This window comes from Nocardioides stalactiti (assembly GCF_014180715.1).
GTDB lineage: Bacteria > Actinomycetota > Actinomycetes > Propionibacteriales > Nocardioidaceae > Nocardioides > Nocardioides stalactiti.
In genome coordinates this window covers 1-13958 of sequence record NZ_JACEFC010000035.1, presented here as the reverse complement: position 1 = coordinate 13958, position 13958 = coordinate 1, and the positions used below count along the sequence as shown (strand labels likewise).

General features: G+C 71.0%; 12 protein-coding genes. 7 read left to right on the top strand and 5 right to left on the bottom strand.

Annotated elements, in window-relative coordinates; all coding sequences use genetic code 11:
- Nucleotides 1-8: 8 nt before the first annotated feature.
- Complete coding sequence (locus H0487_RS09330) at nucleotides 9-239, bottom strand: DUF7455 domain-containing protein (protein ID WP_183093967.1); 231 nt, start codon at nucleotides 237-239, stop codon at nucleotides 9-11.
- 229 nt (nucleotides 240-468) lie between these two features.
- Between H0487_RS09330 and H0487_RS09325 the strand changes: the two genes are divergently transcribed.
- Both H0487_RS09325 and H0487_RS09320 read left to right on the top strand, forming a co-directional pair.
- Entirely contained in the window at nucleotides 469-2586 is a 2118-nt protein-coding gene (locus H0487_RS09325; RefSeq protein WP_376766672.1) for a DNA gyrase/topoisomerase IV subunit B, read from the top strand.
- A 51-nt stretch (nucleotides 2587-2637) separates the two neighbouring features.
- On the top strand, nucleotides 2638-3072 hold the full coding sequence (locus tag H0487_RS09320; protein ID WP_183093966.1) for a hypothetical protein: 435 nt from the start codon (nucleotides 2638-2640) through the stop codon (nucleotides 3070-3072).
- Between the two features lie 21 nt (nucleotides 3073-3093).
- On the opposite strand, the gene H0487_RS09315 is transcribed toward H0487_RS09320, so the two are convergent.
- The 4 genes from H0487_RS09315 to H0487_RS09300 are packed head-to-tail and all read right to left on the bottom strand — an operon-like array spanning nucleotide 3094 to nucleotide 8613.
- Nucleotides 3094-3588, bottom strand: coding sequence for a beta-class carbonic anhydrase (locus H0487_RS09315; RefSeq protein ID WP_183093965.1), 495 nt, complete (start codon nucleotides 3586-3588; stop codon nucleotides 3094-3096).
- Nucleotides 3589-3597: 9 nt separating this feature from the next.
- Complete coding sequence (locus H0487_RS09310; protein WP_183093964.1) at nucleotides 3598-5337, bottom strand: MFS transporter; 1740 nt, start codon at nucleotides 5335-5337, stop codon at nucleotides 3598-3600.
- A gap of 35 nt (nucleotides 5338-5372) precedes the next feature.
- Nucleotides 5373-6128, bottom strand: a complete 756-nt coding sequence (locus tag H0487_RS09305; protein WP_183093963.1) for an LppX_LprAFG lipoprotein — start codon at nucleotides 6126-6128, stop codon at nucleotides 5373-5375.
- Nucleotides 6129-6132: 4 nt separating this feature from the next.
- Nucleotides 6133-8613: a DNA gyrase/topoisomerase IV subunit A gene (locus tag H0487_RS09300; protein ID WP_183093962.1), complete on the bottom strand. Its 2481-nt coding sequence runs from the start codon at nucleotides 8611-8613 to the stop codon at nucleotides 6133-6135.
- A gap of 61 nt (nucleotides 8614-8674) precedes the next feature.
- On the opposite strand from H0487_RS09300, the gene H0487_RS09295 reads away from it, so the two are divergent.
- The 5 genes from H0487_RS09295 to H0487_RS09275 form a co-directional block, all read left to right on the top strand.
- Nucleotides 8675-11383: a bifunctional acetate--CoA ligase family protein/GNAT family N-acetyltransferase gene (locus tag H0487_RS09295; RefSeq protein WP_183093961.1), complete on the top strand. Its 2709-nt coding sequence runs from the start codon at nucleotides 8675-8677 to the stop codon at nucleotides 11381-11383.
- A 24-nt stretch (nucleotides 11384-11407) separates the two neighbouring features.
- Nucleotides 11408-11998 (top strand): DUF5998 family protein, encoded by a 591-nt coding sequence (locus H0487_RS09290; protein WP_183093960.1) that lies wholly within the window; start codon nucleotides 11408-11410, stop codon nucleotides 11996-11998.
- Nucleotides 11995-13113 carry an alkaline phosphatase family protein gene (locus H0487_RS09285; RefSeq protein WP_183093959.1) on the top strand — a complete coding sequence of 373 codons (1119 nt, stop codon included), beginning with the start codon at nucleotides 11995-11997 and terminating at the stop codon, nucleotides 13111-13113. The genes H0487_RS09290 and H0487_RS09285 overlap by 4 nt, the downstream gene beginning before the upstream one ends.
- 111 nt (nucleotides 13114-13224) lie before the next feature.
- On the top strand, nucleotides 13225-13764 hold the full coding sequence (locus H0487_RS09280) for a SigE family RNA polymerase sigma factor (RefSeq protein WP_183093958.1): 540 nt from the start codon (nucleotides 13225-13227) through the stop codon (nucleotides 13762-13764).
- Nucleotides 13761-13958, top strand: a 198-nt coding sequence (locus tag H0487_RS09275) for a hypothetical protein (protein WP_220793240.1), incomplete at its 3' end; no start/stop codon positions are given. The genes H0487_RS09280 and H0487_RS09275, both read left to right, overlap by 4 nt.

Sequence of the window (13958 nt, the reverse complement as noted above, 5' to 3'; positions counted from 1 at the left end):
GTGGCCGGTCAGATCTCGCCCTCGGGGGCGATGGCCGGCGTGCTGCCGAGCTTGTGGGTCTCGTCGTGCACGGCTGCAGCGACCTGCTTGAGCTTGTCTCCGTGCTCGCGGGCGTGGTGCGCGCAGAAGAGGAGCTCGCCACCGGAGACCAGCTCGACACGAAGGTAGGCCTGAGCGCCGCAACGGTCGCAACGGTCTTCTGCCGTCAGGGGTGCGGAAGGTGCGATTGCTGTAGTCACGTCGGCCTCACTTTCATCGGTCGACCTACTTATCGGTCGGTGACGGGTTCAACGTAGCGACCGGATCCAAGATTCCCGGTTCTTTATGATCAATCCCACGACCATCCAAGCACGCGATGGTCGGCGAGCGATTCAATTTTCATGTCGCGAAACGAGCTTGTCATCAACGGTGTCGGGTTCCCCACATCGTGGCCCTGGGGATCCCCGTGAGCCTGCATCGAAGCCCGGCGTGTCGCAGGTAGATTCCTACCCAGCACGACGCAGGTTCAACCAGGAGCACGCCATCACCGACAAGACGTACAACGCCGCCCACCTGCTGGTCCTCGAGGGGCTCGAGGCGGTCCGGAAGCGGCCGGGCATGTACATCGGCTCGACCGACACCCGGGGCCTGATGCACTGCCTGTGGGAGATCATCGACAACGGCGTGGACGAGGCCCTCGGTGGCCATGCGCGCCGGGTCGAGGTGACGCTCCACCCCGACGACAGTGTCGAGGTGTACGACGACGGGCGCGGCATCCCGACGGACAAGGAGCCCAAGACCGGGCTGCCGGGCGTCGAGGTGGTGGCCACCAAGCTCCACGCGGGCGGCAAGTTCGGCGGCGGCTCCTACAACGCCTCCGGCGGTCTCCACGGAGTCGGGCTCTCGGTCGTCAACGCGCTCTCCTCACGGATGGACATCGACGTCGACCGGTCCCCGTCCCAGCAGGGCCTCTCGTTCCAGCGCGGCATCCCGGGGGTCTTCGCCGCGGAGGGTCCGAAGGCAGCCTTCGAAGCCAAGTCGGGTCTGACGCGCAAGGGCAAGCGGGTCGGCAAGGACCGTTCCGGCACCCGGATCCAGTTCTGGCCCGACCGCCAGATCTTCACCAAGGACGCCCGGTTCGAGCTCGACGGCCTGGTCGGCCGCGCGCGGCAGACGGCCTACATCGTGCCCGGCCTCGAGCTCGTGGTCCGCGACCTGCGGGGCCCGGAGCTGTTCGAGGAGAAGATCCGCCACGACGGAGGTATCTCGGAGTTCGCCGAGGCGCTCAGCCACGGTGAGCCGGTCACCGACGTGCTGCGCATCACGGGCACCGACACGTTCACCGAGACCGTGCCGATGCTCGACGAGCACGGTCACATGACACCCCAGGACGTCGAGCGCGAGCTGACCGTCGACATCGCGGCCCGGTGGGACACCGGCTACGAGACCGAGCTGCGGTCCTTCGTCAACGTGATCGCGACCCCGAAGGGCGGCACCCACGTCGCCGGCTTCGAGGCCGCGCTCACCAAGACGTTCAACGACGCGATGCGCGCGGCCAAGGCGCTGAAGGTGAACGACACCGACGTCATCAAGGACGACATCCTCGAGGGCCTCACCGCGATCGTCACGGTGCGGCTCGCCGAGCCGCAGTTCGAGGGCCAGACCAAGGAGATCCTCGGCACGCCCGCGGTCCGGGCGTCGGTGCGCAAGGTCGTCTCGGCCCAGCTCAAGGACTTCCTCACCTCGACCAAGCGGGCCGAGAAGGCCCAGGCCAAGCTCCTCATGGAGAAGGTCGCCGGCGCCTCGAAGACCCGGATCGCGGCGCGTCAGCACAAGGAGACCCAGCGCCGCAAGAACGCCCTGGAGTCCTCCACCCTCCCGGCCAAGCTCGCCGACTGCCGGGCGTCCGACAACGACCGCACCGAGCTGTTCATCGTCGAGGGTGACTCGGCGCTCGGCACCGCCAAGCTGGCCCGCAACTCGGAGTTCCAGGCGCTGCTCCCGATCCGGGGCAAGATCCTCAACGTCCAGAAGGCGTCGGTGGGGGACATGCTCAAGAACGCCGAGTGCGCCTCCATCATCCAGGTCGTCGGCGCCGGCTCGGGTCGTACGTTCGACCTCGACGCGGCCCGCTACGGCCGGATCATCTTCATGGCCGACGCCGACTCCGACGGTGCCCACATCCGGTGCCTGCTCGCGACGCTGTTCTTCAAGTACATGCCCGACCTGGTCCGCGAGGGCCGGGTCTACTCGGCCGTGCCGCCGCTGCACCGGATCGAGATCTCCAACCCGCGCAAGGGCCAGGACAAGTACGTCTACACGTATTCCGACGACGAGCTGCAGCGCAAGCTGGCCGAGCTGAAGAAGAAGAACGTGCGGTGGAAGGACCCGGTCCAGCGCTACAAGGGTCTCGGTGAGATGGACGCCGACCAGCTCGCGGAGACCACGATGGACCCGCGCCACCGCACCCTGCGCAAGCTGACGGTGACCGACGTCGAGGAAGCGGCGAAGGTCTTCGAGCTGCTCATGGGCTCGGACGTGGCGCCGCGCAAGGAGTTCATCGTCCAGGGCGCCTACGAGGTCGACGTCGAGGCACTCGACGCCTAGGTCCGGCGAATCTCCGACACGGGCCCGTTCGTTCGATCTAGCCTGGCGGGCATGCGGCGCTGGCGGACGGTGATCACCCTGACGTTGGCGGTGCTCCTCGTCGGAGGAGCGGCCTTCCTGGGCTACCGGATGCTGATCGATCCCACCGATGACGGCGACGACGCGGCGGACCCCCTGGCACCGGCGTTGGAGCCGACGACCTGGGACGTCTACACGCGCAAGGGCGACCTGACGATCCAGTACGACGGCTCGGCCTGCCAGGAGGCGAGCGAGGCGGTCGTGGAGGAGCGCGCGGACCGGGTCGTGGTGACCCTGCGGACGAAGGTGGCCGCGGAGGAGTGCACCGAGGAGGCGACCCGTTACCAGGTGCGGGTCCGGCTCCGGAAGGCGCTCGACGGCCGCGAGGTCTACGACGGCGCGTGCCTCATGGGCGACCAGCCGCAGCGGATGTGCCTGCGGTCGGTCCGAGGCTCGGAGGCGGCATGACCGCCCCGACCCGGGACGGCGTCAGACCTTCGGGGTGAGCAGACCCGAGTCGACGTCGTAGAGGAAGCCGCCGACGCTCACCGTGTCGGGGATGAGCGGGTGCGCCTTGACCCGCTGGACGTCGGCGGCGAGCGCTGCGTCCTGACCGTCGGTGACGGGAAGCGTCAACCACGACGTGTCCTGGCCCGTGGCGCTGTCGAGGCGTTCGCGCAGGACGGGCTCGGCGTTGCTCGCGACGGCACACCGGGTGTGGGGGACCACCATGATCCGGCTCACGTTGAGCATGTGGACCGAGATGACGAGCGCGTCGAGGGTCAGGTCGTCGACGCGGCCGCCCGGGTTGCGCAGGATCTTCGCGTCGCCCGGCTTGAGGCCGACGGTGCGCAGGGGGTCGATGCGCGAGTCCATGCAGGTGACGATCGCGACGCCCGCATGGGCGATGCCGTCGAACCCGGTGAGGTCGAAGTCCTTCGCGAAATCAGCGTTGGCGGCCAGGAGGTCGTCGAAACTGCCCATGGGACCAGGCTATCCGCCCGTCCGGAGCACCTCGGCCGTGTCCAGTCCTCGGGTCGGGGCGGCCCGGAAGAGCACGAGGGCGAGCACCCCGGCGAGCAGCGCGGCGACGGCAGCGCCGGTGAAGACCGACTGCTCCTGGACGATCGCCAGGTCGACCAGGCCCAGGTCCGGGTGGGCCTCGTGCTCGGCGTGCAGCCGGTTGAGGCCCCAGGTCGTGAGCACCGAGATGCCGACGAGCATCCCGACCATCCGGGCGACCACGACCAGGGCGCTCGCCAGGCCGTGGGTGTCGTGGGACGTCGTGGACAGGATCGCGGCGTTGACCGGTGCGAGCGCGAGCCCGAACCCGAGCCCGCCCACGACGAGCGGCACGTTGGCCGTGAAGCCGTCGAGCGTCGTCGCGTCCCACTGCGCCATCCAGAAGAACCCGGCCGCCGCCATCGTCATGCCCACGGCCGTGATCACCCCGGCGGGGACGCGGCGGATCAGGTAGCCACCGACCACGGCGCCGATCGGCAGCGCGACCAGGAAGCGGAGCAGCACGAGCGCCGCACCGAGCTGAGAGTCACGGTAGGTCGTCGTCCGGGCGAACAGAGGGATGTCGACGAGTGCCGCGATGAGCGCCCACCCGACGAGAAAGCTGACGACGAGCGAGCCCCAGGCCGGGACCGCCGAGAGCGCCGCCCGCGGGATGATCGGGGCCTCGGCACGGAACAGGTGGACAACGAACGCCGCCAGGGCCAGCCCCGACCCCAGCAGGAACCAGCCGCCCTTGGGGTTGAAGACGGCGATCTCGGGGTCGGCGCTCGCGAACGCCAGCACCACGCCCCCGAGCGCGATCGCCAACAGCGTCGCCCCGACCAGGTCGGCGTCGAGCGCAGCCCGGATCCAGCCCCGGAGGTCGATGAGGGGACGGCGCGCGAACAGGCAGCGCAGCACGAGGGCGAGCAGGGCGCCGATCGCGACGAGCCCGATCGGGGTCACCCACTCGTTGCCGCCGTCGACGTACGGGATGAAGAGCTGGCCCCAGGTCAGGTCGCGCTTGAGGTCGGAGGGCTGGAGGAAGACGAGCAGCCCGGCGGCCAGCGTGAGCAGCGCGGCCAGGCCGCCGAGGACGTCAGGGCGTCCCCGCGGCGCACCGTCCGCCCGCTCCTCGACGGCAGGAGCGGTCCACAGCGTGCGGACGGCCACCACGAGGAGGACGCCGACCGCCAGGTTGATCGCGAAGATGCCACGCCACGAGGTGAAGGAGAGCACGAGCGCCCCGAACAGCGGCCCGAGCACGCTGCCGATCTCCTGGACGCCGGACACGATGCCGAGCGGGAGGCCGCGCTGCTCGACCGGGTAGAGCGCCGCGACCAGGGCCATCGTGGCGGGCACCAGACCACCGCCGCCGGCACCCTGGAGGAACCGGCCCACGACCATCGTGGTGAGGTCGAAGGACACTGCGGTCACCAGCGAGCCGACCGCGAAGATCCCGAGCGACGCGGCCAGCACGGGCACCTGGCCGCGCAGGTCGGCGATCCGGCCGATGAGCGGCAGCATCGCGACGTAGCCGAGCAGGAAGCCCGAGACGATCGGCGCGGCCCGTTGGAGCTCGTCGACCGGGATGGCGACCGTCGCCATCATGTCGGGCAGCGCCAGCACCACCACGTAGGTGTCGATCGCCGCGAACGCGACCGCGGCGGCGCAGAAGGCCAGCAGCAGGCGGGAGCGGCGGTCGGGGGCCTCGGCTGCTGGAGGAGTCACGGACGGTCCTGCGGGTTCACTCGGGTTCGCTCAGCTCATTCGGGCGCCGAGATCTCCTGCTCGACGTCGTAGTCGTGGACCTCGATGACGTAGGTGATGGCGTCCATGCCCGGGAAGAACTCGCCGGTGATCTCGGCCTCGGTGAGGAAGCCGTCGGCGTCGATCCGGTACGTCGCCTCGAAGTCGTCGCCCTCGGCGCACGGCAGGATGTTGCGGATGGTGTCGCCGGGGACGGTGCCGGTGAACGGGGTGATCGTCTCGGAGTTGTCGTCACCGCCGAGCTCGCTGTCCCCCTCCTCGAGGTCGGTCGTCGCCGTGAGGATCGGCGAGACCCCCGTCTCGGGGTCGAGGAGCTGGCCGGGGTCCGGGGCGCAGAACTCGCCCGGGTCGATCGTGTCCCAGCCCAGGACCGGGATCTCGACGTAGAGGTCGCCGTCGACGGAGATGACGGGGATGTCGGCCGCCTCGACGCCCATCACCCGGCCGGCCACCTCGCCCTCGAAGGACGCGGGGTCGGCGATGAGGACACCTTCGGCCGAGGCCAGGTAGTCGCCGTCGTCGGGCTCGTCGTCGGTGCTGAGCGAGACCTCGACGCCCGAGGTCTCGTCGAGCTTTGACTTCGCGCCGGCCAGCACCTCCTCCGGCGTGACCTCGCCGTCGCCGTCGTCGTCGAGGTCCTTGTTCTCGGTGACGGGGTCCTCCCCGCCGGAGCAACCGGCGACGGAGACCACGGCCAGACCGCCGACGAGGGCGGCCGCGGCGAGACGGCGGACGGGCAGCACGAGCGTCATGTCGTCACCCTGACACAGACGAGGTCAGCACGGTGAGCAGCGGGCCGGCGCAGGCCGCGAGTGCCTGGCTGCCGGGCACGCCCGAGCCGTCGCGACGTCCGTTGGCCTCCGGCAGGTCGACCGGCGCCCCGCTGGCCGCCGCCGCGCGGGCCGGAGCGGGACCGGCCCAGGCGAACACCAGGGTGTCCTCGCCCTTGAGGAAGCGGTGGCACCGCACGCCGCCCGTGGCTCGCCCCTTCGCGGGGTACTCGGCGAAGTCGGTCACCTTGATCGCGCCCGGCTCGGTGCCGGGCAACGCGGTCGACGAGCCGGACGCGGTGACCAGCACCGCTCCGTCGGCGTACGACGCCAGGTCGAGCGCGCCGAACCACACGACCCGCTCGCGGTCGGTGACGCGGATCCCGGCCATGCCGCCGCCCGAGCGGCCCTGCGGACGCACAGTGGAGGCGCCGAAGCGGAGCAGCTGGGCGTCGGAGGTGAGGAAGCACAGCTCCTCCTCGCCGGTGCGGAGCTCGACCGCGCCGACGACCTCGTCGCCGTCCTTGAGCCCGATGACGTCCCACTCGTCCTTGCCGAGGACCTCGGGGTTGACCCGCTTGACCACGCCCTGCCGGGTGCCGAGGGCCAGGCCCGGCCCGTCGGTCGCGAGCGAGCACAGCGCGAGGGGGCGCTCGCCCTGGCCGAGGGACAGCAGCTCGGTCAGCGGCACGCCCCCCTGGAGGTTCGACTCGTTGGCCGACGCCGGGATGGTGGGGAGGTCGAGCACGCCGATCTTCACCAGCCGGCCGGCCGAGGTGAGCAGGCCGATCTCTCCGCGGGCGGTCGTGCGGACCGCGGAGACCACGACGTCGTGGTTGGCGCGGGCGCCTCCGGTCCCGACCGGCTCGTCGCTGCTCGTCCGGGCGAGCAGCCCGGTGGAGGAGAGGAGTGCGAAGCACGGGTCGTCCGCGACCTCGAGCGGCACGGCGGCCGCGGTGACCGCACCGGTCCCGGCCGACTCCAGCAGGACGGTACGACGCGGCGTGCCGAACGTCTTGGCGACCTCGCCGAGCTCGTCGCTGACCACCTGCCGGAGCAGGTTCTCGTCGGCGAGGATCGCCTCGAGCTCCTCGATCTCGCGGCGCAGCGTCTCCTGCTCCTTCTCCAGCTCGATGCGGGAGAAGCGGGTCAGGCGCCGCAGCTGCATCTCCAGGATGTAGTCGGCCTGCGCCTGGGAGAGGTCGAACACGGAGATCAACCGCTCCTTGGCGGCCGCGGAGTCGTCGCTGGTCCGGATGACCTGGATGACCTCGTCGATGTCGAGCAGCGCGATGAGGAGGCCGTCGACCAGGTGGAGACGTTCGGCCCGCTTGTCGCGACGGAACTTCGAGCGGCGGCGGACGACCTCGTAGCGATGGTCGAGGAAGACCGTGAGCATCTCCTTGAGCCCGAGCGTGCGGGGCTGTCCGTCGACGAGGGCGACGTTGTTGATCCCGAAGGTGTCCTCCATCGGCGTCTGCTTGTAGAGCTGCTCGAGCAGCGCCTCCGGGACGAAGCCGTTCTTGACCTCGATCACCAGGCGCAGCCCGTGCTCCCGGTCGGTGAGGTCCTTCATGTCGGCGATGCCCTGGAGCTTCTTGCCCTGGACCAGGGTCTTGATCCGCTCGATGACCTTCTCGGTGCCGACGCCGTAGGGCAGCTCGGTGACCACGATGCCCTTGCGGCGGCCGACCGACTCGACCCGCGCGGTCGCCCGCATCCGGAACGTGCCGCGTCCGGACTCGTAGGCGTCGCGGATGCCGTCGAGGCCCACGATCTTGCCGCCGGTCGGCAGGTCGGGACCCGGGATGAAGCGCATCAGGCCGTCGACGTCGGTGCCGGGGTGCTTGATGAGGTGCCGCAGCGCCTGGATCACCTCGACCAGGTTGTGGGGCGCCATGTTGGTGGCCATGCCGACGGCGATGCCGGTGGTGCCGTTGACCACGAGGTTGGGGATCGCCGCCGGCAGCACCGACGGCTCCAGCTCGCGGCTGTCGTAGTTGGGCCGGAAGTCGACGGTGTCCTCGTCGATCGACGCGGTCATGGCGGTCGCGGCCGGCGCCATCCGGCACTCGGTGTAACGCATCGCCGCGGGGGAGTCGTCGGGCGAACCGAAGTTGCCGTGGCCGTCGATGTAGGGAAGCCGCATCGACCACGGCTGCGCCATCCGGACCAGGGCGTCATAGATGGCGCTGTCGCCGTGGGGGTGCAGCCGGCCCATGACCTCGCCGACGACGCGGGCGCTCTTGACGTGGCCGCGGTCGGGCCGCAGGCCCATGTCGTTCATCGTGTAGAGGATCCGGCGCTGCACCGGCTTGAGGCCGTCGCGGGCGTCCGGCAGGGCACGGGAGTAGATGACCGAGTAGGCGTACTCCAGGAACGAGGACTGCATCTCGTCGCGGATGTCGGTGTCGAGGATGTGCTCCTCGAAGTCTTCCGGTGGGGGAGTCGTCGTACGCCGTGCCATGCGGGCATTCTCCCCGGCACCGACTTCGCCACGACGGAGGGCTCGCCGCTAGATTGGCCGCGTGACCGATCCCGCGACCCCGACGGGTGAGATCGAAGCGCCGCCGTCCCACTGGGAGGCCGATGTCCTCCTGCGCGACGGGCGGACGGCGCACATCAGGCCGATCAGCGCCGACGACGAGGCGCTGATGGTCGAGTTCTACTCGCGGGTGTCCGACGAGTCGAAGTACTACCGGTTCTTCTCGCCGATGCCGAAGCTCTCCGAGCGCGACGTACGACGGTTCACCCACGTCGACCACCACGCCCGGGTGGCCCTGGTCATGATCCTCGGTGGCCAGATGATCGCCGTCGGGCGTTTCGACGTGGTCGGCCCGCAGGAGGCCGAGGTCGCCTTCCTCGTCGAGGACCAGCACCAGGGCCGCGGCATCGCCCAGCTCCTCCTCGAGCACCTCGCCCAGGCGGGTCGCGAGCGGGGTGTCGAGCGCTTCACCGCCGAGGTGCTGCCCGACAACCAGCGGATGATCCAGACCTTCCGCGACGCGGGCTACCGGGTCGCGAGCGGCTATGCCGACGGGGTGATCACCCTCGAGTTCCCGATCGACCCGACCGACACCGCGATCGGCGTGATGCACAACCGCGAGCACGTCGCCGAGTCCGCCTCGATCCACCGCTTCTTCCACCCCGACTCGGTCGCCATCGTCGGCGCGAGCCGGCGTCAGGACACGATCGGCCAGCTGCTCGTCCGCAACCTGGTCAACTCCGACTTCGCCGGCCGGGTCTACGTCGTCAACCCGTCGGCGAGCGCGGTCAGCGGGATGCCGGCCTACAAGTCGGTGAACGAGATCCCCGACGACGTCGACGTCGCGATCGTCGCCGTCCCGGCCGACGCGGTGACCGACGTGGTCCTCGACTGCGCTGCCAAGGGGGTCCATGGCCTCATCGTCATCTCCTCCGGCTTCGCCGAGACCGGCGAGGAGGGTCGCCGCCGCCAGCGGCACCTGGTCGGGCTGTCCCGCTCCTACGGCCTGCGGCTCATCGGCCCCAACTGCCTCGGCGTCATCAACACCGACCCCACGGTGTCGGTCAACGCCTCGCTCTCCTCGGTGATGCCGGCCCGCGGTCGCGCCGGCTTCTTCTGCCAGTCCGGCGCGCTCGGCTCCGCGATCCTGGAGAAGGTCAAGAACCGCGGTCTCGGCATCTCGACGTTCGTCAGCGCCGGCAACCGTGCCGACGTCTCCGGCAACGACCTCCTCCAGTACTGGGAGGAGGACGACGCCACCGAGGTCGTGATGATGTACCTCGAGTCGATCGGTAACCCGCGCAAGTTCTCCCGGATCGCCCGCCGGGTCTCGCTGCGCAAGCCGATCGTGGCGGTCCGGTCCGGCCGCACCACCCAGGGCGTCCCGATGGGTCACACCGTCCGCCAGATCTCGGCGCCGCAGGCTGCCGTCGACGCGATGTTCCGCCAGGCCGGCATCATCCAGGTCGACACGCTCGAGGACATGTTCGACGTCGCGCAGCTGCTGGCGCACCAGCCCCTGCCGCGCGGCCGCCGCGTGGCGATCGTCGGCAACAGCGACGCCCTGGGGCTGCTCGCGTCCGACGCCGCCGCAGCTGTCGGGCTGGTCGTCAACCGGTCGGTCGCGCTCGGTGCCGACGCGACCGCCGAGGACTTCGAGGACGCGCTCGACGACGCCATCGACGACCCCGACATCGACGGCGTGGTCGCCGTCTACATCCCTCCGCTCAACGTCACCGGCGAGGAGGTCGCCAACGTGCTCGCCGCGGTCGGGGAGCAGTCCGACAAGCCGCTGGTGTCCTCGTTCCTCGGTGCCGAGGGCGTGCCGGAGCTGCTCCGGGTGCCCGACGTCGCCGGCTCGACCGCCGGGCGCGGCTCGGTGCCTTCGTACCCGGCCGTCGAAGCAGCGGTGCGCGCGCTCGCGAAGGTCGTCGAGTACGCCGTCTGGCTGCGGACCCCCGACGGCGCCCCCGCCGACCCGGGGGAGATCGAGCCGGCCCAGGCCAGGGCGTTCGTCCAGAAGGTCATCGCCCACGAGGAGGAGGAGGTCCTCCTCGACCGGGACCGCCGGACCGAGCTGCTCGCGGCCTACGGGATCGACCTGTGGCCGGCCATCCGGGTCGACACCCTCAAGGAGGCGCAGGCCGCCGCCAAGGACCTCGGCTGGGACGTGGTCCTCAAGGCGACGCGGGAGTCGGTCCGTGAGCGTCCGGACCGGCAGCACGTGTGGCGCAACATCGACTCCGTCAGCGAGATGAAGGAGGCGTGGGGGACTCTCAACGGGTTCGTCCCCGACCCCGCGGACGCCGCGTTCGTCGTGCAGAAGAACGCGCCGCCGGGAGTGCCGATCTCGATCCGGTCCTTCGAGGACCCGCTCTTCGGCCCGGTCGTGTCGTTCGGGATCTCCGGGCCGATCGTCGAGCTGCTGGGCGACTGGTCCTACCGGATCCCGCCCCTGCTCGACCACGACGTGGCCTCGATGATCCGCGAGGTGAAGAGCTCGCCGCTGCTGTTCGGCTACCGCGGAGCCGACCCCGTCGACATCGGCGCGATCGAGAGCCTCATCACCAAGGTCGCCCACCTCCAGAACGACCTGCCCGAGATCCGTGCCCTGGAGCTGTCCCTCGCGCTCGCGGGGGTGCACGGCGCAACCGTGCTGACGGCGTCGGTCCGGCTGGCGCCCGTGCGCGACCCGCGACCCGACTCCCTGGTCCGACGGCTCCCGGACGTCACCCTCACGCTCCCCGGCTGAGAGCCCGCGTGACAGGATGCGGACATGCCTGACGTCCGCGCCCGCACCGACGACCGGGACCGTGCCCCCGATCTCCGCACGGCCATCGACCGCACGGGCTACTACCCCGAGGTGGTCGCGGACGCGGTGACCGACGCCGTCGGCGGTGAGCAGGTGGTGTCCTTCTACGTCCACCACGAGCCGACGTTCGAGCGGGACGAGGTCCGTCGGCACCAGAGCGTGATCGTGCTGACGCCGTCCCGGCTCATCCTGGCGCACACCGACGAGCACACCGGCGACGACCTGCTGCCCGAGCCCTACACCTCGACCTCGACCGAGGCGGTCAACCTCAGCGCCGTCTCCTCGGTCGTGGTGACCCGGATGACCACGAACCCGACGGCCGGGCCGCGCCCGCCGGTCGAGGCGGTCCTCACCATCGGGTGGGGTGCCGTGCACCGGGTCGACCTCGAGCCGGCCGGCTGCAACGACCCCCAGTGCGAGGCCGACCACGGCTACACCGGAACCCTGGCCTCCGACGACTTCTCGCTGCGGGTCTCGGCCGCGGCGGACGGCAACGACGCGGTCGGCGGGCTGCTGTCCTTCGCTGCCTCGCTCTCGGCGCGCACACGCGGGTGACCGGCTTCTGCGAGCCGGCCTACGGTGACCGGTCGCTCGGTGACGTCGTCCCGGCTGTCGCGGCCGCGCTCGGCCAGCCGCTCGGCCCGGCGCCGACCGGGCTCGAGCTGCCCGGCGCCGCGTCGTACGTCGTCTTCCTGATCGACGGCCTCGGTGCCAACCTGCTCGCGCGGCACGCGGAGGCCGCGCCGTACCTCTCCTCGCTGCTGGCGACCTCCACGACCGGCACCGCGGGCGTCCCGTCGACGACCTCCACCAGCCTCACCTCCCTCGGGACCGGGCTGGTGCCGGGTGGGCACGGACTGGTCGGCTTCACCACCCGCGTCCCCGGCACCGACGAGCTGCTCAACGCCCTGCTCTGGGACGCCGACGTCGACCCGACGGAGTGGCAGCCGCACGCGACGGCCTTCGCCCGCCTCCAGGCCAAGGGGGTGCGGGTGAGCGTGGTCAACAAGCGGGAGTTCGACGGCAGCGGGCTGACCATCGCCGCCCACCGGGGTGCCGAGTACGTCGGGGTCGACCGCGTCGGCGAGCGGATCGCGGCGGTCGTGGCCGCGTCGGCGGACTCGCCGTCGCTCACCTACGTCTACGACGGCGACCTCGACTGGACCGGCCACCGCTGGGGCGTCTCGTCGAGCCACTGGGAGCAGCAGCTGGCGATGATCGACCACGAGGCCGAGCAGCTCCGGGACGCGCTGCCGGCCGACCGTCGGCTCATGGTGGTCGCCGACCACGGGATGGTCGACGTGCCGACCGGCGCCCGTATCGACGTCGCCGAGGACATCGACCTCACTGCCGGGGTCGCGCTCATCGGCGGCGAGGCACGGTTCCGTCACCTGTACTGCAAGGGCGGCGCGGTCCCGGACGTCGTGTCCTGCTGGCGTGACAAGCTCGGGGAGAAGGCCGAGGTGCTCACCCGCGGCGAGGCGATCGGGCGGGGCTGGTTCGGCCCGGTCGACCCGCTCGTGCTGCCACGGATCGGGGACGTGGTCGTGGCCTGCCGCGGGGACAACGCGATCCTGTCGACCGAGGGTTTTCCCTACGAGCCGTTCCTCATCGGCATGCACGGCTCGCTCACCGACGACGAGATGCTCATCCCGTTCCTCGTCGACTGACGGCCGCACGCGCGACCCGCTGAGGATCCCGACGAACCTTTTGCGGCACTGTTGTCGTCGGGGAGGGGGAGAGGGGCGGCGCCCAGGCCGCCCCGGGGAGTCGGAGGAACGATGGCCGCTCGGGACCGAGCCGCGTTCGCGGAGTTCGTCGCCGCCAGGTCGACGGCGCTGCACCGTGCGGCGTACCTCATGGTCGGCGACGTCGGGCTGGCGCAGGACCTCGTCCAGGAGGCGTTGACCAAGACCTACGTCGCGTGGCCGCGGCTGCGTGAGGCGGGCAACGCCGAGGCCTACACCCGCAAGGTGATCACCAACACCGCGATCACCTGGTTCCGCCGCAAGGGCTGGCACGGCGAGCGGGCCACGGGCGACCTGCCGGAGCGGGCGCAGGGCGGCCACGCCGACCACGTCGCCGACCGCACGGCCCTGATGCAGGCGCTCCAGCAGCTGCCGCCGCGGCAGCGGGCCGCGATCGTGCTGCGGTTCTACGACGACCTCACCGAAGCGCAGACGGCGGCCGCGATGGACTGTGCCGTCGGCACCGTGAAGAGCCAGGTCTCCGCCGGTCTCGCCAAGCTCCGCGTCCTGCTCGGCGACGCGGTCGACCCGTCCGACTGGGACGACCTGATGCCCGCAGGAGGTGCGGCATGACCGAGAAGCTCAAGACCCTGATGGACGAGGTGACCGGGATGGTCGACCACGACTTCGCCCTGCCCGACCTCGACGCGATCACCGCGGCCGGCGACCGGACGGTCCGGCGTCGGCGGGTGACGGCGGGGGCTTCGGCGCTGCTCCTCGGCGCTGTCGTCGCGACGGGGGCGGTCCTCCTCGGCGGGCGCGGGGAC

Coding starts and splice junctions, on each gene's coding strand:
- H0487_RS09320 (WP_183093966.1), top strand. CDS start 2,638: ATGCGGCGCTGGCGGACGGTGATCACCCTGACGTTGGCGGTGCTCCTC.
- H0487_RS09315 (WP_183093965.1), bottom strand. CDS start 3,588: ATGGGCAGTTTCGACGACCTCCTGGCCGCCAACGCTGATTTCGCGAAG.
- H0487_RS09305 (WP_183093963.1), bottom strand. CDS start 6,128: ATGACGCTCGTGCTGCCCGTCCGCCGTCTCGCCGCGGCCGCCCTCGTC.
- H0487_RS09300 (WP_183093962.1), bottom strand. CDS start 8,613: ATGGCACGGCGTACGACGACTCCCCCACCGGAAGACTTCGAGGAGCAC.
- H0487_RS09290 (WP_183093960.1), top strand. CDS start 11,408: ATGCCTGACGTCCGCGCCCGCACCGACGACCGGGACCGTGCCCCCGAT.
- H0487_RS09280 (WP_183093958.1), top strand. CDS start 13,225: ATGGCCGCTCGGGACCGAGCCGCGTTCGCGGAGTTCGTCGCCGCCAGG.